20 protein-coding genes are annotated in these 21,743 nt (G+C 71.6%); 8 read left to right on the top strand and 12 right to left on the bottom strand.

Annotation, left to right across the window (positions count from 1 at the left end; all coding sequences use genetic code 11):
* Positions 1-32: 32 nt before the first annotated feature.
* Complete coding sequence (locus P2T62_RS08260) at positions 33-359, top strand: transcription factor S (RefSeq protein WP_276260922.1); 327 nt, start codon at positions 33-35, stop codon at positions 357-359.
* Between the two features lie 46 nt (positions 360-405).
* On the opposite strand, the gene P2T62_RS08255 is transcribed toward P2T62_RS08260, so the two are convergent.
* The gene (locus P2T62_RS08255; RefSeq protein ID WP_276260921.1) at positions 406-837 is read right to left on the bottom strand and encodes an ester cyclase; all 432 of its coding nucleotides are present in this window, start codon (positions 835-837) and stop codon (positions 406-408) included.
* A 142-nt stretch (positions 838-979) separates the two neighbouring features.
* Positions 980-2,089 carry a glycosyltransferase gene (locus tag P2T62_RS08250; RefSeq protein ID WP_276260920.1) on the bottom strand — a complete coding sequence of 370 codons (1,110 nt, stop codon included), beginning with the start codon at positions 2,087-2,089 and terminating at the stop codon, positions 980-982.
* Positions 2,090-2,249: 160 nt separating this feature from the next.
* Between P2T62_RS08250 and P2T62_RS08245 the strand changes: the two genes are divergently transcribed.
* Complete coding sequence (locus tag P2T62_RS08245) at positions 2,250-4,055, top strand: S9 family peptidase (protein ID WP_276260919.1); 1,806 nt, start codon at positions 2,250-2,252, stop codon at positions 4,053-4,055.
* Positions 4,056-4,095: 40 nt separating this feature from the next.
* Here the strand turns inward: P2T62_RS08245 and P2T62_RS08240 are convergent, their stop codons facing one another.
* Positions 4,096-4,911: an alpha/beta fold hydrolase gene (locus P2T62_RS08240; RefSeq protein WP_276260918.1), complete on the bottom strand. Its 816-nt coding sequence runs from the start codon at positions 4,909-4,911 to the stop codon at positions 4,096-4,098.
* Between the two features lie 123 nt (positions 4,912-5,034).
* On the opposite strand from P2T62_RS08240, the gene P2T62_RS08235 reads away from it, so the two are divergent.
* The 3 genes from P2T62_RS08235 (at position 5,035) to P2T62_RS08225 (ending at position 8,056) form a co-directional block, all read left to right on the top strand.
* Entirely contained in the window at positions 5,035-6,135 is a 1,101-nt protein-coding gene (locus tag P2T62_RS08235) for a M48 family metallopeptidase (protein ID WP_276260917.1), read from the top strand.
* Positions 6,136-6,284: 149 nt separating this feature from the next.
* Positions 6,285-6,761 carry a DUF5802 family protein gene (locus P2T62_RS08230; RefSeq protein ID WP_276260916.1) on the top strand — a complete coding sequence of 159 codons (477 nt, stop codon included), beginning with the start codon at positions 6,285-6,287 and terminating at the stop codon, positions 6,759-6,761.
* Between the two features lie 398 nt (positions 6,762-7,159).
* Positions 7,160-8,056 carry a Vms1/Ankzf1 family peptidyl-tRNA hydrolase gene (locus P2T62_RS08225; protein WP_276260915.1) on the top strand — a complete coding sequence of 299 codons (897 nt, stop codon included), beginning with the start codon at positions 7,160-7,162 and terminating at the stop codon, positions 8,054-8,056.
* Here the strand turns inward: P2T62_RS08225 and P2T62_RS08220 are convergent.
* Positions 8,044-9,294, bottom strand: coding sequence for a PGF-CTERM sorting domain-containing protein (locus tag P2T62_RS08220; RefSeq protein WP_276260914.1), 1,251 nt, complete (start codon positions 9,292-9,294; stop codon positions 8,044-8,046). The two genes, P2T62_RS08225 and P2T62_RS08220, sit on opposite strands and share 13 nt — an antisense overlap.
* A 76-nt stretch (positions 9,295-9,370) precedes the next feature.
* Between P2T62_RS08220 and P2T62_RS08215 the strand changes: the two genes are divergently transcribed.
* Both P2T62_RS08215 and P2T62_RS08210 read left to right on the top strand, forming a co-directional pair.
* The gene (locus P2T62_RS08215) at positions 9,371-10,474 is read left to right on the top strand and encodes an N-acetyltransferase DgcN family protein (protein ID WP_276260913.1); all 1,104 of its coding nucleotides are present in this window, start codon (positions 9,371-9,373) and stop codon (positions 10,472-10,474) included.
* On the top strand, positions 10,471-11,559 hold the full coding sequence (locus P2T62_RS08210; RefSeq protein WP_276260912.1) for a dipeptide epimerase: 1,089 nt from the start codon (positions 10,471-10,473) through the stop codon (positions 11,557-11,559). Before P2T62_RS08215 ends, P2T62_RS08210 begins: the two co-directional genes overlap by 4 nt.
* Positions 11,560-11,760: 201 nt before the next feature.
* Here the strand turns inward: P2T62_RS08210 and P2T62_RS08205 are convergent, their stop codons facing one another.
* The 8 genes from P2T62_RS08205 to P2T62_RS08170 all read right to left on the bottom strand — a co-directional run bounded on the left by P2T62_RS08205 (position 11,761) and on the right by P2T62_RS08170 (position 21,035).
* Positions 11,761-13,152, bottom strand: a complete 1,392-nt coding sequence (locus P2T62_RS08205; protein WP_276260911.1) for an FAD-binding oxidoreductase — start codon at positions 13,150-13,152, stop codon at positions 11,761-11,763.
* Between the two features lie 145 nt (positions 13,153-13,297).
* Positions 13,298-14,110 (bottom strand): carboxylating nicotinate-nucleotide diphosphorylase, encoded by an 813-nt coding sequence (gene nadC, locus P2T62_RS08200; protein WP_276260910.1) that lies wholly within the window; start codon positions 14,108-14,110, stop codon positions 13,298-13,300.
* 2 nt (positions 14,111-14,112) lie between these two features.
* A complete protein-coding gene (locus tag P2T62_RS08195; RefSeq protein ID WP_276260909.1) occupies positions 14,113-15,672 on the bottom strand; it encodes an L-aspartate oxidase in 1,560 nt (519 codons plus the stop codon).
* A gap of 12 nt (positions 15,673-15,684) precedes the next feature.
* Entirely contained in the window at positions 15,685-16,809 is a 1,125-nt protein-coding gene (gene nadA, locus P2T62_RS08190) for a quinolinate synthase NadA (RefSeq protein ID WP_276260908.1), read from the bottom strand.
* Between the two features lie 195 nt (positions 16,810-17,004).
* A complete protein-coding gene (locus tag P2T62_RS08185; RefSeq protein ID WP_276260907.1) occupies positions 17,005-18,648 on the bottom strand; it encodes an amidohydrolase in 1,644 nt (547 codons plus the stop codon).
* A 65-nt stretch (positions 18,649-18,713) separates the two neighbouring features.
* Positions 18,714-19,442, bottom strand: a complete 729-nt coding sequence (locus P2T62_RS08180) for a hypothetical protein (protein WP_276260906.1) — start codon at positions 19,440-19,442, stop codon at positions 18,714-18,716.
* Positions 19,439-20,236, bottom strand: a complete 798-nt coding sequence (locus P2T62_RS08175; protein ID WP_276260905.1) for a hypothetical protein — start codon at positions 20,234-20,236, stop codon at positions 19,439-19,441. Before P2T62_RS08175 ends, P2T62_RS08180 begins: the two co-directional genes overlap by 4 nt.
* Positions 20,223-21,035 carry an ABC transporter ATP-binding protein gene (locus P2T62_RS08170; protein WP_276260904.1) on the bottom strand — a complete coding sequence of 271 codons (813 nt, stop codon included), beginning with the start codon at positions 21,033-21,035 and terminating at the stop codon, positions 20,223-20,225. The genes P2T62_RS08175 and P2T62_RS08170 overlap by 14 nt, the downstream gene beginning before the upstream one ends.
* Positions 21,036-21,167: 132 nt before the next feature.
* Between P2T62_RS08170 and P2T62_RS08165 the strand changes: the two genes are divergently transcribed.
* The gene (locus P2T62_RS08165; RefSeq protein ID WP_276260903.1) at positions 21,168-21,743 is read left to right on the top strand and encodes a GbsR/MarR family transcriptional regulator; all 576 of its coding nucleotides are present in this window, start codon (positions 21,168-21,170) and stop codon (positions 21,741-21,743) included.

Below are 21,743 nucleotides of genomic sequence, written 5' to 3'. Positions count from 1 at the left end.
ACCGACTTCTCCATCGAGCCACGAATCCGGCCATGGTCGAGTTCTGCGACGACTGCGGCTCCCTGATGCACGCCGACGGCGACGAGATGGTCTGTTCGTCCTGTGGCGCGCGGCAGGGCCGGGACGCCGAGCGCGAGGCCGAGTTCGTCTCGACGGAGGCACAGTCGACCGACGACGTCATCGAGACCGAGGAGGGCGCGGAGTTCGAGGGCAAACCGACCGACGACAGCGTCAACTGCGACGAGTGCGGCCACGGCGTCGCCTGGTACACCATCAAACAGACCGGGAGCGCCGACGAGCCGCCCACCAGGTTCTTCAAGTGCAAGGAGTGTGGCCACCGCTGGCGGGACTACAGCTGACCGGCGACGTGGAAAACGGAATCCGGTGAGCGGCGACCGGGACCGGTCAGCGCTCGATACCGAGCTGCTCCATCAGGCCACGACCGTCGCCGTAGACCCACATCTCCGCCATCCGGTCGCCCTCCATCCGCATCATTGTCAGACTGGTCGTGTCGACCGTCCGGCCGGTGGCGGGAATCCCCTCGAACAGCCCCTCGTGCGTGCCGCTCCAGCGGTACCGCCCGGCGGCCATATCGCCGTCGACGATGAGGACCTCCTCCGACATGGAGAACCCGGAGAAGGCCGCGTTGAGGTCCTCGATGCGGGTCTTGTACTCGTCGGCACCGTGGAGCTCCGACCCGGAGGCCATGTGGTGGCAGACGAAGTCCTCGGTCACCGCATCGTCGATGCGGTCCGGCTCGTTCCGGTTGTACGCCTCGACGAAGGCCGTGCTGATTGCCGCCGCGATCTCGTGCTGTCGCTGCTGTGTGGTTGCCATACTTTAGCACCGCGTATATGTACGCTGAGAGATAGGATGAACAGCTATCGACATCTCGTCGACGGATCCGTACCGCATGGCTCCCGGATCGCAGCAGGTTCGGGCCGGGCCCCGGACGACGGCGGGCGACCGCGCCGGGCGGTCACTCCACCATCTCGGGATGCTCGGCCGGTTCCGGAATCGGTTCCTCCGCCGCGGGCGCTCCGGCCGCGCGGTAGACATCCAGCCACTGCCCGGCGATGGCTTCCTCGTCGAACTCGGCGAGCGACTCGTCGACCGTCCACGCCTCGAACTCGCCGGCCTCGACGATGGCGCCCTCGATCTCCTCGGGTGTCGACACCCGGAACCCACGGGTGCGGCGCTCGACGAGTTCGTGGGCAGCAGAGTCCGCCTGGTACTCCACGACGCCGACGCAGCCACAGGCCAGCGCCCACAGCAGTTCCACGGCGAACACCTCGTCGCGGGCGGTCTGGCAGAAGACGTGGGCGCCGCGATAGTGGGCCAGCCGCTCGTCGCGCGGGAGGTGCCCGGCGAACGTGACGCGGTCGTCGATGGAGAGGTCGGCGGCCTGTGCCTCGTAGGCCTCGCGCTCCGGACCGTCTCCGATGACGGTGGCCGACCAGTCCCGGTCGCGGAGTTCCGCGAGCCCCAGCAGCACGCTCTCGAGGTTGGCGTCCCCGTCCAGTGGCGTGGCGGCGACCACGTCCGGCGGGTCCGAGACGGGCTCGACCGCGCGGATGTGGTCGAAGTCGATGGCCTCGGGGACGACCCGGGTCCGGTCCTCCGGGACGCCGCGCTCGCGGACGCGGGTCCGGACCAGTTCCGAGGGGGCCACGACCCGGTCGGCGGCCCGGAGGGCGGGCCCCACGAGCCGGTCCTCCGGCGGGTCCTCCCCGAACCAGTCCACCACGAGCGGGGCGCGCGCGAGTGTGGCGCCGGTCCGCGCGGCCAGCACGGCCGGCGGGTCGCCGATGACGTGGACGGCGTCCGGGCGTTCGGCCGCCAGCAGGGCGGGGACCCGCGCGTGGTAGGAGGTGGTCGCTGGCGAGACGGTGACGGCGCGGTAGGTGACGCCGTCGCGCTCGCGGGTCTCCGTGTAGTCGAGCCGGTCGCTCCACCAGCCCGTGCAGTAGACGGTCACGTCGTGGTCCCGGGCCGCGAGGCCACGGGCCGTCCGCTCGACACGTGCGACCGCACGGTCGTCGGCGTCGGCCAGCGGCGTCGTCTCGGGCGCGACCACGGCAACCTGCATGGTCGGGATACGGGAGCAGTCGCGGCAAAAATCCCGTGGGTCGCGGCTCCCGCGTCGTCGGGTCGGCTCCGTGGTGTGATGCTGGGCTGTAGGGAGTGCCAACGGATACGGCCACATCCACGAGGCGAAACGCTATCCGCGCCCCGGACGACCCGACACCATGCACGAGTACGACCTGGAGCGGTATCTCAACGTCAGGAGTGCATACGGTGCTTCGCTCTCGCCCGAGGGGCGGCTCGCCTTCCTGATGGACACGACGGGCACCGCGCAGGTGTGGACGCTCGACGACCCGCAGGCGTGGCCCGAGCAGCGGACCTTCTACGAGGAGCCGGTGTCGTTCGCCACGTGGTCGCCCGAGCGCCCGGAACTCGTCTTCGGGATGGACGAGGGGGGCAACGAGCGGCTCCAGTTCCATCTGCTCGACGAGGAGACGAACGTCGTGACCGACCTCACGCAGCACCCCGAGGCCAAGCACCAGTGGGGCGGCTGGAGCCACGACGGCGACCGGTTCGCGTTCACGTCGAACCGGCGCGACGAGGCCGTCTTCGACGTCTACACGCAGGGACGCGACGAGACCGGGACCGACGCGACCCTGCACCACGAGGGCGACGGCTGGCTCTCGGTCGGCGGGTGGTCGCCGAGCGACGACCGGCTGCTCGTCTACGAGAGCCACTCCAACTTCGATCAGGACCTCTACACGCTGGACCTGGCGACCGACGAACTCCGCCACCTCACGCCACACGAGGGGGACGTGCGCTACGGGAGCGCGAGCTTCGGCCCCGACGGGGACGCGCTGTACCTCGTCACCGACGACGGCCACGACACGCTGTACCTGGCGCGCCTGGACCTCGAGACCCTCGAGGTCGAGCGACTGGTCGTCGACGAGGAGTGGAACGTCGACGGCGTGGCGCTGGACGACGAGACGGGGCGGCTGGTCTACTCGCGGAACGTCGACGGCTACACGAACCTCACGGTCGCCGACCTCGTCGGCCCGGCCGAACTCGAGGAGCTGGCGACGCCCGACCTCCCACAGGCCGTCGCGGGCGGTGTGAGCTTCTCGGGGACGGCCGACCGGTTCGCCATCACCGTGACGGGGACGACCACCAACACGAACGTCCACGTCGTCGACGTCGACTCGGGCACGGCCGAGCGGTGGACCAGCGCGAGCACCGCGGGCATCCCACGCGAGAGCTTCCGCGACCGCGAGCTGGTCCGGTTCGAGAGCTTCGACGGGCTGGAGGTTCCGGGCTTCCTCACGCTCCCGGCGGACGCCGACGAGCGGCCCGGCGAGGTGCCCGTCATCGTCGACATACACGGCGGCCCGGAGAGCCAGCGCCGGCCCTCGTTCTACGCCCTCGGCCAGTACTTCGTCTCGCGGGGCTACGCTGTCTTCGAGCCGAACGTCCGCGGCTCGACCGGCTACGGGAAGGCGTACACCCGCGCGGACGACGTGCGCAACCGGATGGATTCGGTGGAGGACCTCCGCGCCGGGGTCGACTGGCTCCACGACCACCCGGCCGTCGATCCGGAGCGCATCGTCGCGCTCGGCGGCTCCTACGGCGGCTTCATGGTGCTCGCGGCGCTCACTGAGTACCCGGAGCTGTGGGCGGCCGGCGTCGACATCGTCGGCATCGCCAACTTCGTGACGTTCCTCGAGAACACGGGTGCCTGGCGGCGCGAACTCCGGGAGGCCGAGTACGGCTCGCTCGCCGAGGACCGGGCGTTCCTGGAGACCATCAGCCCCATCAACAACGTCGACGCCATCCGGGCGCCGCTGTTCGTCCTCCACGGCGCGAACGACCCGCGCGTCCCGGTGGGCGAGGCAGAGCAGATCGCCGAGCAGGCGAGCGAGCACGTCCCCGTCGAGAAGCTCGTCTTCGAGGACGAGGGGCACGGCATCTCGAAGCTGGAGAACCGCATCGAGGCGTACACCCGCGTCGTCGAGTTCCTCGACGAGCACGTCTGAGCGGGCGGGGGCTCGACGCTGCCGGGACCACGGCCGGTGCTCACCCGGAAGCGAGCCAGTCCAGCGCCTCCCCCCGCGCGTCCAGCAGCGTCCCGAGGTGGTCCGCGTCGAGTATCCGCAGCGACCCGTCCGCCGCCGTCACGAACGCCTCGACTGCCTCCAGCGGGACGTTCTCGTCGCCGCGTCCGTGCCACGCGGAAAGCGGCACGTCGACCGCCCCGGGAGCCACGACGGCAGCGTCGTCCCGGCGGAACTCGCGGGCCGTCGCACGGGCCCCCTGCGCGAGCCCCTCGTGGAAGTCGGCGGCGACCTGCTCGGCCACGACCCCCGACACGTCGCGGTCGGTGTACTGCCCGACGACCGCCTCCGGCCCGCGCACTCGGGCGATGGCCCCCGAGACGCGGAACAGCGCCCGCAGCGCGAACGGGATTCGTGCCAGCGCGTCGAGGGGGCTCCCGGCACCGGGGACCGCGCCGGCGACGAGCGCGACCCGAGTCACCCGATCCCCATCCCCGGCAGCGGCGAGCGCGGCCGGGCCGCCGCCGGAGAACGCGAGGACGGGCGCCGCGTCGAGCGATTCGGCGGCGAGCAGCGGCCCGAGCATCGCTCCGGGCCGGTAGTCCGGTGACGGCGGGTCCGAGCCGCCGAAGCCGGGGCGGTCCGGGACCAGCACCCGGACCCCACGCTCGCGGGCCGCGTCGTCCAGCAGGGCGGCGAACAGCCGGGAGCCGGGCGTCCCGTGGTGGGCGACGACCGGCGCCCCGTCGGGGTCGCCGGCGACGGCGTAGGTCAGCGTCCGTCCGTCGGGACGGTCGCAGCGCTGCGTCTCGACCGGCGCGTGCATGGTGGAGGGCACGACACGTCGTCGTTCGGCAGGCGGGGACAGGAACCCATCGATATCGACTCGGTGAGCATCACAGGCTGGGCTCCAGGTGTGGACCACCGAAGGTTGACAATCGAACCGGGGCTATGGGACCCCGTGCGCTCGCTCGCCGCCGTCGCCGCCGGGCACACGCTCTTGCTGGTCGGCTGGGCCGCGATGGCCCGGTCGGTCGCGAGCCGTGGTGCGTTCACGCACACGCCGCTGCGGCGGCCCGCGGTGGCCGCCATCGCCGGCCTGACCGCGGCGCTGTGGGCCATCGTGGCCGGATTCACCGGCACCCTCGCGGCGTGGCTGGGCACGTTCGGGCTGGGGCCGGACTGGCCGGAGACGCTGGCGACGGCCGCCACGTTCGTCGGTCCTGTCGCGCTCACGGCGCTCGCGACCCACCTCGCCGGGGGCGGCCGTCCTCGCCGCTTCGCGCTGGGCTACGGGGCACTCGTCGGGCCCGCCCTCCTGCTGACGCTCGCCGCGCCGCTGCTCCCGACGGGCTGGTGGCTGGTCGCTGGGGTGGGGCTGCTGGGACTCGCGATGACCGCGCTCCCGCCGGTCGTGGTGCCGCGGTTCGTGCCCACGCGCTCGTTGTACCCCGAGGAGCGGGCCGCGCTGGCGCCGGTCCTCGCCGGGGACGACCCGGGCCAGCGCGGTCATCCGGTGACCCCAGACGGCATCCGGGTCCGTGTGCTCGCGCTCGGCGCCGATGGCCCCGCGACGGCCGTGGCCGCGGGCGTACTCCCCGTGGCGGGCGGCCGTGTCGTCTTCGTGACCGAGCGTGTGCTCTCACGGCTCCCGTCGGACGAGGCCGCCGCGGTGGTGGCCCACGAACTCGGGCACCATCGCCGCCGGCACGTTCCGCTCCGGCTCGGGGCCGCCGCAGCGTTCCTGCTCCCGTGGCTCGGCGCGACCGCCGCCGAGATACCGGGGGCGTTCCTCGCGGGGCTCGCACTCCTGATACCGGCCGTACTGGCCCTGCTGTGGCTCATCCGGTGGACGGAGTTCGATGCCGACCGCCAGGCCGCAGGGGCGGTCGGCGCCGAGCCGATGGCTCGCGCGCTGGAACGACTCGGCGCCGCCGGTGCCCTCCGCGACGGCGGTGGGGTCCTCTCGCTCCACCCCTCGACCGGCGAACGGGTCCGACGTCTCCGGGGGACGACCGCCGATGGCGAGGCCCGCCCCCACCCGGACGTGGGTGACGACTGATCCGCGCGAGGAGTGCGAGCGGCGTGGCCGGGCCGGTTCGTCCGACGTCTGACCGCCACCCGTCCGCCGAATCCATCGCCGTGTTGCGGTTCGACATATGTGTTGCCCGGAAGCCTTATGCCGAGGTACGTGTTGACACACGACACAGTATGTTCGCACGCTTCTCGAGCGGCTACTACCTGGGTCGGCTGTACGTCCAGCCCCACGACGGCGACCGCCCGGTGATGCACCGTGAGCAGCACGACCACGTCACCGGGCAGCTCTACGGTGACGAGCCCGTCGAGACGTGGCTCGAGGGCTCGGACGACGGGAGCGTGGCCATCGACCGGCCGGCCGAGGCGGACCCCATGGAGCCATCGGGGCGGCTTCCAGGGGCCGAGAACCGGGACGAGAGGGAGGCACCCGACGAGAGCGAACGCCCGCTGGTCATGAAGATCGGCGGCGCCCACGTCCCGGTCCACGGCGAGGCGGGCATCCCCGAGCAGACGGTCGCGCTCCCGGGCGACTGGCTCGCAGCGACACGGGTCAAGAACCCGCCGACGCTGACGGAGGTGCTGCTGGCGAAGCGCGACCGCGTCGACCAGCTGCTGAAGGTGGCCGAGGAATCGCGCTCGGCGCGGACCTGAGTTGTTGTGGTCGGTCGCTGATTCGTGGTAGGCAGGGGCTGGCTGTATCGATTGGTTCGATGTTTTCTGTGACTGGAACGAGCGGGTTGGAAGCCCCTGGACGCTCGACCGGTTGCGGCTCGCTGTCTCTGAAAATCAGAGATTTTCAGGATGACGAGAGAGCTCCGCTCTCTCGAACCACGGTCCTCGGCCTCCCTCCGGTCGGCCTGCGGTCCTTTCGTCGCCGGGGCCGGGTCAAGCGCGCGGGGGCTTTCAACAGCCCCCCATCGTCGCTGCTGCCCTCCCTATCGCCACCACACCAATCGCTACAGACACACCAGTCCAGCGGAGGACAGGTGTGACCCGGGGCACCCACGCGACGGCGCGGGATTTACGTCACGGCGACCGTTCTCCCCGCCATGCTCGATAATCTCCTGGGGAAGACGGAGCTCAAGGAGCGGATCGCGAAGCTCGAGGACGAGAAGGAGCACCTGGAGAGCCAGCTCGAGGCCGAACAGGAGCGTCGGGCGGAGGCATCCACTGCGAAGCAGGAGGCCGAGGAGCGCATCAACCGACTCGAGGACCGCATCGCCGACCTCGAGGGGCAGCTGGAGCAGGCCGAGAGCGACGAGGACCTGACCTTCCGGTACCGGGAGGACGTGGCCGGCGACCGGCGGGACGCCGTGCTCGACCGGCTGCGCTCGTTCGGGACCGACCCCGAGGGCGTCCTGACCGCGTACGTCGAGGACGCCGACGACCTGCCCGCGCCCGTCGTGGAGACGCTCGGCGAGCGGACGCCGCTGGTCCGTCGCGCCGCGCCGTGTCTCGTCGCCGCGGACGATGCCGGGCTGCTGGCGACTGCGCTCGACCCCCCGGTGCCGCCGGGGCCGTTCTGCGAGTGGGACGACTCCATCGCCGTCGAGCCGGCGTGGTTCGTCCCGCAGGGTCGGTACGCGCTCGCACTCGTCCGGGCCGACCTGTTCGCGGTGGGTGTCTACGAGGGGGTCGACAGGGTCGACTTCTCGGGCTTCGAGAGCGACGTGAAGTCCAAGCACTCGAAGGGTGGCTACTCGCAGGCACGCTTCGACCGCCTCCGCGACGAACAGGTCCAGGACCACCTCGACGACTGTGCGATGGTCATCCGGACGCTCCGGAGCGACGTGGACCGGCTGTTCCTCGTCGGGGACTCGAAGGCCATCGAGGAACTGGACGAGGCAGCCGATGCCACCGCCGCCGTCGACGCGACCGGCAAGCCCGAGGAAGCACTCGGCGACGCCTACCACGACTTCTGGACGACGCGGGTCTACGGCCTCTGACGCCGACGGAGGAGGCCAGCGGCCGCCAGCAGCGCCGAGACCGCCAGCACCGGCCCGAAGCCGGACTGCCCGCCGGTGCTGGTCCCGCCGGTACTCCCGTCGTCACCGGCGGCAGCCGTCGGGTCTGTCGGGCTCGCCGTCGGGGTCCCGTCGACGACCGGTGTGGGGCTCGGCGTCGGCGAGGTCCCGGGAGCCGCCGATCCGTTCGCCGGCGTGGCGACGGCCGCCCCGTCGGGAACCGTCCTGTTCACGACGCGGACCGGTGCGGGGAGCGGCCCGGTGCGGAGCGCCGTGGCGAGGCGGCGCGCCGTCGACTCGTTGGCCGCCGTCACGATGAATCTCGGATCCTCGACGAACTCGCCACTGCGGACGATGTCCGCGAGTCCCGCCGAGAGCGACGCGGCGTAGACGATCTCCCCGTCCACGACGGTGAAGATGCAGTAGCCCGGCGCGTCGGGCGACTCGCTGTAGCGACACCCCGACGTGTTCGCAGAGTCGGTGAGGCCCCTCTCGACGAGCGTCCCGCTGAAGTTCCGGGCCGCGGCCTCGGTCAGCGTCACCGGGACGTACGGCGCCCCGCCGGGTCGTTCCTGGACGGCCCCGACGGTAGCGATGCCGCTCGCGTCGACCAGTTCGGCCCGGCGCGGGCCGTCGGCACCGGGGAAGCCAGCGACGAGGGCCACGTCCCCACGGACGGTCACGAGCGAGCGGACGCCGTCGACCGCGGTCGTCCGGATGCGGATGCGCGAATCACCGCTCGCCGTCACCGACGTTCCATCGAGGCCCGCAGCCGCAACGCGCTCACGGAGCGCCGTCACGACGGCGTCGCGGGTCTCGTTCGAGACGCCGCGGCGGAGCACCACGTCGTCGGTGTCCACGTCGGCCTCGCGGAGCGCCGCGAGGATGGCCGCGTCGGACCGGTTCGCCAGCACCTCGACCGTATCACCGGTCCGGTCGACGCGGACCCGGGCGGGGTCGAGGTCGAGGTCGGTCGCGACGACGCTGGTGACGTTCACCATCGTCGGTACCCCCGCGTTCGTCGCGGTCCGGCCGACCACGGTCACGTTCAGGACGGTCTCGTCCGACTGCACGTCCCGGATCGACCGGGGCGGGTCCGACCGGTCGGTCGGTCCGTCCTCGGGGGGCGCGGCGGTCGGTGTGGCACCGACCGCGGCGACCGGTGCGAGCACCAGTATCGTGGCGAGCAGGGCGACCCGGAGGGGAGGGCACCGTGTCATCGTCCGGGACACCGGCGCGGACGTCCATCAATCATCCGCCCGCGCTCTTATGCTCTGCCGGGTCGCAACTGGGCGTATGACCGACGCACGCGAGACGACCGCCCTCGGGTTCGACCCGGGGCGCGTCGCCCTGCTCGCCCACGAGGGGTTCCCCGGCCGCGCGAAGACCGCACTCGGCGTGCTCCGCTACGCCGACTACGAGGTCGTGGCCGTCCTCGACCGCGAGATCGCCGGCGAGGGCCACGGCTGGCAGACCGACTACACCGTCTCGGACTTCGTCGACGACGACCGCGCCCAGGACGCGCCCATCGTCGGGCGCGCCGACGAGGCACCCTCCTTCGACACGCTCGTCATCGGCGTCGCACCCATCGGCGGCGGGTTCGACCGCTCCTGGCGCGAGGACGTCGAACGGGCGCTGAAGGCCGGCGCGGACGTGGTCGCGGGGCTCCACTACCGGCTGAACGACGACGAGGAGTTCGTCGCGCTCGCCGAGGAACACGGCGCGCGTCTGTTCGACATCCGCGAGCCGCCGGCCGACCTGAGCGTCAGCGAGGGACGCGCTCGCGATGTGGACGCGACCGTCGTGGAGACCGTGGGGACGGACTGTTCGACGGGGAAGATGACCGCCACGTGCGAGCTGGTGAACGCCGCCCGCGAGCGTGGCATCGACGCGGCGATGGTGCCGACGGGTCAGACCGGCATCCTCGTCGCGGGCTGGGGGATCGCGGTCGACCGGGCCATCAGCGACTTCGCCGCCGGCGCCACGGAGCGGATGGTCCTCGCCGCCGCCGAGGACCACGACCTCCTCGTGGTCGAGGGACAGGGCTCGCTCGTCCACCCCGCGTACTCGGGTGTCACGACGAGCCTCCTCCACGGCGCGATGCCGGACGCGCTCGTCATGTGCCACGTCGCCGGTCGCGACGCCGTCCACGGGTACGAGTCGTTCCCGATTCCGCCCGCCCGCGAGGTGGCGGACCTGTACGAGACGCTGGCCGGCGCGGTCGCACCCACCGAGGTCGTCGCGGGCGCGGTCGCCACGCACGAACTCGACGCCGACGCCCGCGACGGGGCCGTCGCCGAGTACAGCGACGAACTGGGCGTACCGGCGGCCGACCCCGTCCGCGACGGGGCGGACGCCATCGTCGACGCCATCGTCGATGCGACGGACCTCGACGCATGACGGCCGACGAGCGGGCCGGGACCGCACCCATCGCGGACTGGTCGGTCGAGACGGTGGCGATGGAACTGGACACCCCGTTCGGCATCTCCCGGGGGACCACGACAACCGCCGAGTCCGTCGTGGTCCGGCTCACCGACGAACGCGGGACCGAGGGCGTCGGCGCCGGCTGCCCCGACGCGTACTACGGCGAGACGGCCGGGACGGCCGAGTCCGTCCTCCCCGACCTGCTCGCGACCGTCGAGGGCGAACCGCCGAGCGCGCACCAGCGCCGGCACGACGCGTTCGAGCGCGTCGTCCGCGACAATCCAGCGGCGAAGGCGGCCGTCGATATCGCGTGCTACGACCTCTACGGCCGCCAGGTCGGCGAGCCGCTCCACGCACTCCTCGGCACGGACCCCGAACGCGCGCCGCGTTCCTGCTACAGCGTCGGCATCGCCGAGCCCGACGAGATGCGCGACCGTGCGGCGGCCGCCGTCGAGGCCGGCTTCGAGCACCTGAAGGTGAAACTCGGGACCGAACGAGACCGCGAGCGCGTGGCGGCCGTCCGCGAGGGCGCGCCCGATGCGGGCCTCCGCGTGGACGCCAACGAGGCGTGGACGCCCGCCGAGGCCGTCCGGAAGAGCCACTGGCTGGCCGACGCCGACGTCGAGTTCGTCGAACAGCCCGTCCCTGCCAGCGACCGCGAGGGCCTGCGGTTCGTCTACGAGCACTCCTCGCTGCCCGTGGCCGCGGACGAGAGTTGCGTGACGGCCAGCGACGTGCCGGATGTGGCCGACCGCGCGGACGTGGCCGTCGTGAAACTCGACAAGGCCGGCGGTGTGTGGCCGGCCCTCCGGCAGGTTCACGCCGCGCGAGCGCACGACCTGGAGGTGATGGTCGGCTGCATGGTCGAGACGAACGCCTCCCTCGCGGCGGGCGCGGCGCTCGCGCCACTGTGTGACTACGCCGACCTCGACGGCTCGCTCCTGCTGGCCGACGACGCGGACCCGTTCGCGTTCGACGGGATACAGAGCGACGGGGGCATCGTGCTGGAGACAGGCAATGCTGGAACTGGTGTTCGAGACGTGGGAGATTCGACCGAATAATTCACAGATAACTCCATAGGAGACATTTTTCGGACTCGAAATCCGGTCCATTCCCTTAGATATGCTTTCTGACCAGATATAGGAGATTGAAACAGACAATCCGGGCAGCCGGCTCACCGGCGAACCGGTCGCGCTCGGCGGCAGGGGCCGTCCGTCGGTGGACCGGTCGGAAGCCGGGTTCCCAGTCGGGTCTCGATCACCTCACGCCGTCGGTTGGACGTTCGTGTTCAGACGGAACAGGTTCTCGGGGTCGTAGCGGTCCTTGAGTTCGACCAGCCGATCGTAGTTCTCGCCGTAGGCCGCCTGCTCCTCGCCCGCCTCCTCGGGGATGAAGTTGACGTAGGTGCCACCCGTGGCGTGCGGGCGCATCGCGTCGTACAGTTCGCGGGCCCACGCCTTGCAGGCCTCGTCCTGTGCCGGGTCCTCCCAGCGGGTGTGGAGGTTCATCACGAACTCGGCATCGCGGTGGGGGTACGCGGTCGCGTCGGCCGGGACGCGGTTGATGGCGCCGCCCAGCTGTCCGACGAACACCTCGGTCATCGGCGAGGGCATCCGCTCCGTGAATTCGAGGAGGATCTCCAGCATCGCGTCGGTGAGCTCGACGAAGTTGTGCGACTTCCAGTAGTTGCGCGCGCCGGGGGTGAGCAGCGGGTCGAACGCCTGCTGCCAGTCGGTGAACTGGTGGGGTGAGACGACGTCGACGATGGGGTCACCGATCGCCCGGAGCGGGGCGAGCGCCGCCTCGCCCGCCTCCACCGAACCGGCGTAGCAGACGGCGAAGATGAGCACCATCTCCCCGTGCCACTCCTCGGGGATGAACGGGAGCGGTGGGGCGTTCCGGAGGACGACCCACGGGGTCACCTCGTCGGGCGCGGCGGCGGCGAACGACCGATACTCCTCCAGCACTGCGCGGGCATCCGACAGCGGGTGGATGATCAATCCCGAGAGTACCTCGGGGCCGTACTCGTGGAGTTCGAACTCGAAGTCGGTGACCACACCGAAGGTACCGCCGCCACGGACGCCCCAGAACAGGTCCTCGTTCTCCGTCTCGCTCGCGTGACGGAGCCGACCGTCCGCGGTCACGATGTCGACCGACCGGAGGTTGTCGACGGTCAGTCCCCACCGTCTCGAGACCCAGCCGAACCCGCCACCGAGGGTCAGGCCGGCGATTCCCGTCGTCGAGTTGATACCCGTCGGAACGACCAGTCCGAAGGCCTGGGTCTCGCGGTCGACGTCGGCCAGTGTCGCCCCGGGCCCGACCCGGGCGGTTCTCGCCTCCGGGTCGACGCGGACCGACCGCATCGTCGAGAGATCGATCACGAGCCCGTCGTCGCAGACCGCCCTGCCGGCGATGTTGTGGCCGCCGCCCTTCACGGAGACCGGGAGGTCGTGCTCGCGGGCGAAGTTCACCGCCGTGATGACATCGGCAGCACCCGTCGGCCGGACGATGACCGCCGGCCTCCGGTCGATCATCGCGTTCCAGACAGTCCGGGCCTCGTCGTATCCATCGTCGCCCGACTGGAGCACCGACCCTCCCGACGCCGCACGGAGGTCGGCTAGCGCACTATCGTCTACGCGGGTTGTAACTGCCATGATAGATCACGATAGAACTCGCAAGGAGATATAGTAGTTCGCCAATTGATAGGTTAGTTCGTGCCAGGTTCGGGTGGACACGGCTCTCGGGTCGGAGCGGTGCGAGCCTCGAACACGGGCGGTCGAGGAGAATCCGCGCCGAACGTCACTTGCTCCCGGTCCGGAACGACAGGTCCAGGCTGTGCGCCGAGTGGGTCAGCGACCCCATGGAGATGACGTCCACACCCGTCGCAGCGTAGGCCGGCACGTCGGAGACGGTGATGCCGCCCGACGCCTCCGCCAGCACCCCCTCGGGCAGCAGGTCGACCGCCCGCTCGGTCGTCGCGGGGTCCATGTTGTCCAGCAGGACGATGTCGGCCCCGGCCTCGGCGGCACGGGGGCCCTGTTCCGGCTCCCCGACCTCCACCTCGATCTTGGTTGCGAACGAGACCCGCTCGCGGAAGTGCTCGACGGCGCCCTCCAGCCCCATCTCGGCGACGTGGTTGTCCTTCACCATCACCATGTGCGAGAGGTCGAGCCGGTGGGTGTCACCGCCGCCGGCGGCGATGGCGCGCTTCTCGACGCCCCGGAGGCCGGGTGTGGTCTTCCGGGTGCCCGCGACCCGCACGTCGTCGTCGACCTCGCGGGCGGCGTCGACGGCGCGGCGTGTGCGGGTGGCGATGCCGGAGGCGTGGCCCGCGAGGTTGACGGCCGTGCGCTCGGCGCGGAGCGTGGCCTTCGCGGGGCCATCGGTGCGCAGCACCACGTCGCCCGAATCGACGTGCCTGCCCTCGTCCAGCCGCTCGGTCACGGCCACGTCGAGGTAGTCGAAGACGGCCGCGGCGGCCTCCAGGCCGGCGACGACCCCGGGTTCCTTCACGACGAGCCGGCCGGCCGTCTCGCCGGGGACGTGGTTCGTCACGTCGTGGTGGCCGAGGTCCTCGCGGAGCCAGCGGGAGACCTGCTCGGGGTCGAGCATCGTCAGTCCCCGTCGGCCTCCGCCTCGGCGGCCGCGGCCGGCGGTTCGAGGTAGTGACACCCCTTCGACTCGGGGTTCTCGCTGGCCGCACGGGAGACGAGCAGGGCGACGACCGTCGCCGACCGGAGTTCGTAGAGGCCCCGGCTCGTCCGCGTCCGGGTGTAGGCGTCGACCTCGCCCTTCAGCCGCCGGAGGACGCCCTGCGCGCGCCCGAGGTCGTCGCGGTTCCGCGAGAGCCCCACGTACTCGCCCATCACGCGGCGCAGGCGGACGAACTTGTCGCGGGCGAAGTTGTCCGGGAGCGCCGGGTCGCTGTCCAGCAGGTCCGGCGCCTCCACGAACTCGGGGTCGCCGGCGTCGGCGGCTGTCTCGCCGGCGCGCAGCCCCCAGACCAGCCCCTCCAGCAGCGACGTGGAGGCCAGCCGGTTGGCGCCGTGGACGCCGGTACGGGAGCACTCGCCGACGGCGAACAGGCGGTCGAGCGAGGCGCTGCCGCGGTCGTCCACGTCGATGCCGCCACAGAGGAAGTGCTCGGCCGGCGCCACCGGGATGCCGTCGGCCGGGTCGACGCCGTACTCCTCGCACTTATGCGCGAGGTCGGGGAACTCCTCTCCGAAGTCGAGCGGTGAGACGTCGAGCGTCACGCCGCCCGTCTCGTCGATCTGCTCCTGCACGGCGCGCGCCACGACATCGCGCGGCGCGAGTTCGGCGTCCGCGTGGTAGTCGGGCATGAACCGCTCGCCCTCGGCGTTCCGGAGCAGGGCGCCCTCGCCGCGGACGGCCTCGCTGAGGAGGAACGTATCGTCCGATTCGTCGCCCGCGTACGCGGTCGGGTGGAACTGGACGTACTCCATGTCCTCGACGTCGGCGCCCGCGAGCGCGGCCATCGCGATGCCGTCGCCCGTCGAGCCCTCAGGGTTCGTCGTCCGGGGATAGAGGGAGCCGATGCCGCCCGTCGCCAGCACGGTCGCGCCGGCGAAGCAGGGCGCGAACTCCCCGTCGCGCTCGAGGATGGCGCCGTGGACCAGTCCCTCGTGCGTGACGAGTTCGAGCGCCGCGGTGTCCTGTTCGATGGTGACGTGCTCGTGGTCCTGTAGGTGGTTCAGCAGGGGCGGCAGGATGTGGCGCCCGGTGGAGGCGTTGATGTGGAGGATGCGGGACTCGCTGTGGGCCGCCTCGCGGGCGTAGGCGAACTCCTCCTCGCCACCGTCCGTCGCGGCGTCGTCGTCGACCTTCGCGGATTCGGCGACCGTATCGAAGTCGATATCGAGCGTCTCCAGCAGGACGTCCTCGACCGCGGCCGCGGCGTTGTCGACGAGGGTGTCGACTGCGTCCGGGTCGGCCTCGCCGTCGCTGGCCGTGATGATGTCCTCGCGGAAGGCGTCGGCGTCCTCGCGCGTGACGGCGATGCCCCCCTGGGCCCACCAGGAGGAGGCGTCCTCCGGTTCGGTGGCCTTCGTGGCGAGCGTCACCTCGGCTCCCTCGCGGGCGGCCGCGAGCGCGGCGGCGCAGCCGGCGATGCCGGACCCGACGACGAGTACGTCGGTCGTGGTCTGTTGCATACTGGTCACGCTTCAGATCTCGAGCATCCGGTCGAGCGCCAGGCGGGCGAGCTCCTTCTCGCCCGGCGCGACCTCGATGACGTTGCGCTCGCGCCCCTCGACCAGCTCCTCCAGCACCCACGTCAGGTAGTTGGGGTCGATCTGGCGCATCGCGTTGCAGTCCATGCAGGCGTCACCACACAGCGGCAGCACCTCCACCTCCGGGTGCCAGCGCGAGAGGTGGTTGGCGAGGTGGATCTCGGTACCGATGGCCCACTTGTCGCCGGGCTCGGCCTCCTCGACGGTCTGGCAGATGGTCGACGTGGAGCCGACCACGTCGGCCGCCTCGACGACCTCGCGGCGGCATTCGGGGTGGACGACGACGTTCACGTCCGGGTGCTCCTCGCGGATGTCCTCGATGTGGTGTTCGCGGAAGCGCTCGTGGACCTGGCAGTAGCCGTCCCAGAGGATGATGTCGGCCTCGGCGGCCTCCTCGGCGCTTGCGCCCTCGGGGTCCCACGGGTCCCACTCGACGATGGAGTCCTCCATCCCGAGCCGGTGGGCGGTGTTCTCGCCGAGGTGCTTGTCCGGGAGGAACAGGACCTTGTCGCCCTTGTCGAATCCGTACTCGAACGCCCTGTGCGCGTTCGAGGAGGTACAGACCAGCCCGCCCTGCTCGGCGCAGAACGCCTTCAGGTCGGCGTAGCTGTTCATGTACGTGATGGGGATGATGTTCGCGTCCGGGGCGGCCTCGGTGATCTCGGCCCACGCGGCGTCCACCTGGAGCGCCTCGGCCATGCCCGCCATCGGGCACGAGGCCTCCATCGACGGGAGGATGACCGTCTGGTCGTCGTCCGTGATGATGTCCGCGGACTCGGCCATGAAGGTGACACCCCCGAAGACCACGTAGTCGGCGTCGGCGTTGGCGGCCTCCTTGCTCAGCTGGTAGGAGTCACCGATGAAGTCCGCGTGCTCGACGATCTCCCGACGCTGGTAGTTGTGACCGAGGATGACGACGTCGTCCCCGAGTTCGTCCAGTGCGGCCTCGATCCGGTCGGTACGCTCGGCCTCGGAGAGCTCCCGGTAGGCCGGCGGGAGCTGTTCGAGGTTGTCGTACTTGAAGAGGCTCAGGTCCGTCTCGATGTCCGCTGTTTCCATCTTCGGCACGGTGAGACACCTTGGAAGTACCTGACGTAGTGTATCCAGCTATGAAAAGATTTTCTCTACAAAGACGGGTCGTGGAGAGGAATCCGATGTTGATGTGGCCCATCGGCAGAAATCGGTCCGTCACAGGCGGACCGGCTGGGTGACCCTGAGGACCCGGGACGGGCGCCAGACCGGCGTCTCAGCCCGTCAGAAGTCGCTTCCGCGGTACGTCAGCTCACCGCCGACCAGCGTTGCCGCCACGTCGATGTCGGCGATGGCGTCGGGGGCGACGTTCCACGGTGACTCGTCGAGGACGACCAGGTCCGCCTGCTTGCCCGGCTCGACGACGCCGAACCGATCCTCGTCGCGCAACGCGTACGCCGCGCCGCGGGTGTACGCCCGGAGCGCGTCGGTCACGTCGAGCCGCTGGGCCTCGGCCGGGGCGGTGACGGCCTGCTGGACGCCGAACAGCGGACCCAGCGGCATCGTATCGCTCCCGAACGCCAGCGGGACGCCCGCCTCGCGGAGCGCCGCGTACCGGTTCGACGCGCGAGTCCGCTCCCGTCCGAGGCGTGACTCGTAGAGGCCGCCCTCGCGCGCCCACTTGAGGAAGTTCGGCTGGACCGACGCGACCGCACCCACCTCGGCGAACCGCTCGACCAGGTCCCCGGTCAGCACCTCGGCGTGCTCGACGCGGTGGCGTGCGGCGGCTGCGTCCGTCTCGGCGTAGGCGTCGAGCGTCGCCGCGATGGCCTCGTCTCCGATGGCGTGCGCGCAGAACTGCAGGCCCAGCGCGTCCGCGCGCTCGACGTACTCGCGCAACTCGTCGGGCGTCACGACCCACTGCCCGCGAGCCTCCTCCCCGTCCCCACTCCCTGCGCCACCGTCCTCCGGTCCGTCGCCGGTGCCCGCGGTGTCGGCATCGGCGTAGGGCTCGGAGAGCCGCGCCGTCCGGGCGCCCAGCGACCCGTCGGTGTAGGACTTGACGGCCCCCACGCGCACGAGGTCGTCCCCGTCGTCGGTCCGCAGGCCCGCCCCCTCCAGCGCGTCGAGGAAGTCGGTCCAGTAGTTCAGCCGGACGCGCAGCCCCAGCTCGCCGTCACGCGCGAGGTCACGGTAGGCCCGCGGGACCCGCCGGTCCCGGACCATGTCGCCCACCGCGGTGATGCCGAGTTCGGCGGCCCGGTCACTCGCCGCGCGCAGCAACTCGCATTCGGGCTGGTCGCCCCGTGTGGCGTCCAGCACGGTCCCGACCGCCCCCTCGACGGCGACGCCCGTCGGCTCCCCGCCCGCGCGGCGGAGGTTCTCGTCGGCGATGTCGTCGCCGAGCCGGGCCAGCGCGACGCCGTTGAGCGAGACGGTGTGGACATCCTCGCGGAACGCCGCCACGGGTCGCTCCTCGCTGACGCGGTCGAGATCCTCGCGGGTGAGGTAGCGCGCGTCGTCCCAGGTCGACTCGTCGTAGCCGAAGCCGAGGATCCACTCGCTCTCCTCGGGAGCCCTGGCCCCCTCGACGAGCCGTTCGATGGCGTCTGCCGGGCCCGTCGCGTCGCCGAGCGCGGCGTGGACGAGGTAGCGCCCGACCATGTCGAGATGCGTGTGTGCGTCGACGAAGCCGGGGAGGACGACCCGACCTCCGCAGTCGTGGACGGTCGTCTCGACGCCGCGCAGGAAGGCGACCTCGTACGCCGACCCGACGCGGACGACCCGCCCGTCGCGGACGGCGACGGCCTCGTGCACCGTGTCCCCGTCGGACACGTTCGACGAGGCTCGCCCTGCGGGCTCACCCCCGTCGGGTGCGAGCGTGTGGACCTCGGCGTTCGTCAGGATGCGGTCGGCCGGTGGCGTCATGCCCGTGCCGTCACCCGGATGGCGGATGAACGTTCGGGGCGCGGTGACGCGTCGCCGGACGCCGCTCAGGGGAGCCGCCGGTAGAAGAGGACCGTCGCGGCGACCGTGAGGGCGACGGCGACCGCCAGCCCGCGCAGGGCGACCACGAGGTCGGGCGTGCCGTAGGCGGCCGCCATCGCCAGGTCGACCGGCGCGCCGGCGGGGAGGTAGCCGGCGAGGTCGGAGCCGCCGCTCGTCAGCGGGGACTGGACGAGGAACCCGTCCAGCGTGGGTGCGAACAGCAGGACGTACGTGCCGGGGAGACGGTCGAGGGCGGCACCGGCGAGCGCGCCGACGGCGCCGTAGCCCAGCCCCGCCAGCACCAGCGCGCCCGCGAACGCGACGGGCTGGTCGGGCGGACGGACGGTCCAGAGCGCCGCGAGCGTCGCGGCACTGGCGACGAGCGTGACCCCCAGCAGGACGCCGAGCCGTCCCGCGAGCAGCTGCCACGGCCGGTAGCCCGCGACCACCAGCCGCCGGTCGGTGGTCGTCCGGTCGGCCAGGAACAGGCCCGAGATGCCGGCGACGAGCGCGACCGCGAGCGGCGCCATCAGCGTCCCGAAGGCGGCCGCGGCACCAGTCGCCGTGACCCCATCGACGCCGTAGAGGGGCACTTGGGCGTCCGGGACCACCCGGCCGACGACCGCCACGAGGTAGGCCGGGACGGCGACCAGCAGCGCCAGCAGGACGGGCGTCCGGGCGTACTGCCGGGCCGAGGCGAGCAGGGCGGTCCCGGCGCGCGTCCGCCCGGTCATCGCAGGTCACCCCCGCTGCCGGCAGCCGGTTCCTCGGACGCCGATTCGATGGCTGCCCCACCGGTCGTCCCGACGAGCCGGAGGTAGGCGACGGCCGCGAGGACGGCCAGGCCGGCGACGGTCGCCAGGCCCGCCCGCAGGTCGTCGCTCGGAACGGTCCCGTCGAGGACGGCGGCGCGGAACAGCGGGTTCGCGGCGTGGAGCGGCGTCAGCGACCCGAGCCCTTCAGCCTCCACCAGCCCGCTGGACAGGATGGCGTCCATGTCCGCCAGCGTGACGAGGACGAGCGAACCCTCCAGCTCGCGGGGGAGGACCGACCCCACGAGGACGCCGACGAGGCCGTAGGTGAGGCCCGCGAGCAGGAGCGCGCCGAACGCCGCGACCGGCGCCTCGGGCGCGGCGCCGAGCCAGAGCGTCGCCAGCGAGAGCGTCGCGGCCACCGTGACCACGACGAGGACGCTCGCCAGCCGGGCGAGGAACAGCGTCGCCCGGGGGTAGCCCGCGACCACCAGCCGGCGGTCGGCTCGGGCCGCGCTGACGACCTGGAACAGGCCGAGCAGGCCCGCGAGGAACGCCGTCGCGAACAGCGCCCCGTTCAGCCGGCCCGCCGTCGCCGGGACCGTCTCGACGAACGGGAGCGCCGGGAAACTCGCCATCGCCTCCGCGTAGGCCACCACGACGACCGGCGGCAGGGCGACAAGCAGGCCCAGGGCCGTCGGCGAGCGGAGCGACGCCAATAGCGTCGACCGCAGGCCGACCGCGAACCGCCCGGCGGTCCCGTCAGCGGTCGCCATCGGCGCTCACCTCCGGCCCCGGGGCCGCCCCATCCGTCGCCGCCTCGTGCCGGCTGGTGGCCGAAGGCTCGCCGCTCCCGGAGCCGGGTCCCGGGTCCTCGTCGGTCCGGAGTCGGCCGTCGACCAGTTCGAGGACGCGGTCGAAGCGCTCGCGCTCCTCGACGAAGTGCGAGACGATGACCGTGGCCGTCCCGCGCTCCCGGAGATCGTCGGTCAGGTCCCAGAACGCGAGGTAGGTCTCCCAGTCGAACCCCGTGTACGGCTCGTCCAGGACGAGCACGTCCGGGTCGTGGAGCAGCGCCACGGCGAGGTTCACCTTCTGCCGGTTGCCGCCGCTGAGCCGGTCGATGCGGCGGTCGAGGTAGCGCTCGAAGTCCAGCCGGTCTGCGAGCCGGTCCCTCGCCTCGGCCACCGTCTCGTCGTCGAGCCCGTACGCCTCGCCGAACAGGTCGAACGTCTCGCGCACGGTCAGCCGGTCGTAGAGCCGGGACTCCTGGGGACACCACCCGACGCGACCCGAGACGGAGACGGTGCCCGTATCCGCCGCGAGGTCGCCCACGAGGATGCGCAGGAGCGTCGACTTCCCGCTGCCGTTCGCGCCGACGACACCGACCAGTTCACCCGCACGGACGGTCAGCTCCGCACCCGTCAGCACCTCGACCCGCTCCCGGAACGGGAGCGAGGACCCGTACGCCTTCTCGATGCTCTCGGCGCGGAGGACCACCTCGTCCGTCCTGCGCTCCCCGGTCGCCTCGTCCATCACGCCCGGCGAGCCGGTCGCGTCGGTCGAACGCTTCACGCTGTCGGAACCGGCCGATCCCGTCGGTCTGTCGGTCGATTCCCGTGCTCGATTGCCATTCTCTAAATTCGGCATATACCGAATATTCCGTACGCATCGGATTTATGCTTTTCCCCGTCGGAGGTCCGACCGATGAGCGACCACGACGACGGTGGCGGCACGCCCGAGGGAGAGCCATCCGAAGCGGTCCGGAACGCCGAGGAACGGGTGATCGAGGCGTTCGCGCGCTCGGCCGAGATGTACGGGGCGAGCCGGAGCCTCGGCCGACTCTACGGGGAGCTGTTCTTCGCGGCGGAACCGCTGTCGCTGGACGACCTCGCCGAGCGAAGCGGTTACGCGAAATCGACGGTCAGCACCGCGATGAGCACGCTGGAGCGGTTCCACCTCGTCCAGCGGCGGTCGCTGCCGAACGAGGGCAAGCGGGCCTTCTTCGAGGCCGAGCGGGACTTCTGGTACGTCGTCCGGGAGTTCCTCCAGAACGAGGTCCGGCGCGAGGTGACGGTGATGACGCGAGCACTCGACGAAGCTGCCGAGGAGCTGGCCGACGCCGACGGCGAGCGGGCCGAGCACGACCTCGAACGGGTCGAACAGCTCCGGTCGGTCTACGACCGCTCCGAGCGCTACCTCGACCTGCTCGCGAGCACGCCCGTCGACCGACTGCTGCAACTGCTCGACCACGGCCTCGGCTCCGGACGCGACGAGGGGTGA

It is taken from the genome of Haloglomus litoreum (assembly GCF_029338515.1).
GTDB lineage: Archaea > Halobacteriota > Halobacteria > Halobacteriales > Haloarculaceae > Haloglomus > Haloglomus litoreum.
The sequence above is the reverse complement of the archived record's forward strand: the minus strand, read 5'-3'. Positions and strand labels throughout refer to the sequence as shown.

Excerpts from the sequence above, each read along its gene's own strand:
- P2T62_RS08180 (WP_276260906.1), bottom strand. The coding sequence starts at position 19,442 with ATGACCGGGCGGACGCGCGCCGGGACCGCCCTGCTCGCCTCGGCCCGG.
- P2T62_RS08185 (WP_276260907.1), bottom strand. The coding sequence starts at position 18,648 with ATGACGCCACCGGCCGACCGCATCCTGACGAACGCCGAGGTCCACACG.
- P2T62_RS08225 (WP_276260915.1), top strand. The coding sequence starts at position 7,160 with ATGCTCGATAATCTCCTGGGGAAGACGGAGCTCAAGGAGCGGATCGCG.
- nadA (WP_276260908.1), bottom strand. The coding sequence starts at position 16,809 with ATGGAAACAGCGGACATCGAGACGGACCTGAGCCTCTTCAAGTACGAC.
- P2T62_RS08165 (WP_276260903.1), top strand. The coding sequence starts at position 21,168 with ATGAGCGACCACGACGACGGTGGCGGCACGCCCGAGGGAGAGCCATCC.
- P2T62_RS08205 (WP_276260911.1), bottom strand. The coding sequence starts at position 13,152 with ATGGCAGTTACAACCCGCGTAGACGATAGTGCGCTAGCCGACCTCCGT.
- P2T62_RS08215 (WP_276260913.1), top strand. The coding sequence starts at position 9,371 with ATGACCGACGCACGCGAGACGACCGCCCTCGGGTTCGACCCGGGGCGC.
- P2T62_RS08210 (WP_276260912.1), top strand. The coding sequence starts at position 10,471 with ATGACGGCCGACGAGCGGGCCGGGACCGCACCCATCGCGGACTGGTCG.
- P2T62_RS08250 (WP_276260920.1), bottom strand. The coding sequence starts at position 2,089 with ATGCAGGTTGCCGTGGTCGCGCCCGAGACGACGCCGCTGGCCGACGCC.
- P2T62_RS08175 (WP_276260905.1), bottom strand. The coding sequence starts at position 20,236 with ATGGCGACCGCTGACGGGACCGCCGGGCGGTTCGCGGTCGGCCTGCGG.
- nadC (WP_276260910.1), bottom strand. The coding sequence starts at position 14,110 with ATGCTCGACCCCGAGCAGGTCTCCCGCTGGCTCCGCGAGGACCTCGGC.
- P2T62_RS08255 (WP_276260921.1), bottom strand. The coding sequence starts at position 837 with ATGGCAACCACACAGCAGCGACAGCACGAGATCGCGGCGGCAATCAGC.
- P2T62_RS08195 (WP_276260909.1), bottom strand. The coding sequence starts at position 15,672 with ATGCAACAGACCACGACCGACGTACTCGTCGTCGGGTCCGGCATCGCC.
- P2T62_RS08220 (WP_276260914.1), bottom strand. The coding sequence starts at position 9,294 with ATGACACGGTGCCCTCCCCTCCGGGTCGCCCTGCTCGCCACGATACTG.
- P2T62_RS08245 (WP_276260919.1), top strand. The coding sequence starts at position 2,250 with ATGCACGAGTACGACCTGGAGCGGTATCTCAACGTCAGGAGTGCATAC.
- P2T62_RS08230 (WP_276260916.1), top strand. The coding sequence starts at position 6,285 with ATGTTCGCACGCTTCTCGAGCGGCTACTACCTGGGTCGGCTGTACGTC.
- P2T62_RS08260 (WP_276260922.1), top strand. The coding sequence starts at position 33 with ATGGTCGAGTTCTGCGACGACTGCGGCTCCCTGATGCACGCCGACGGC.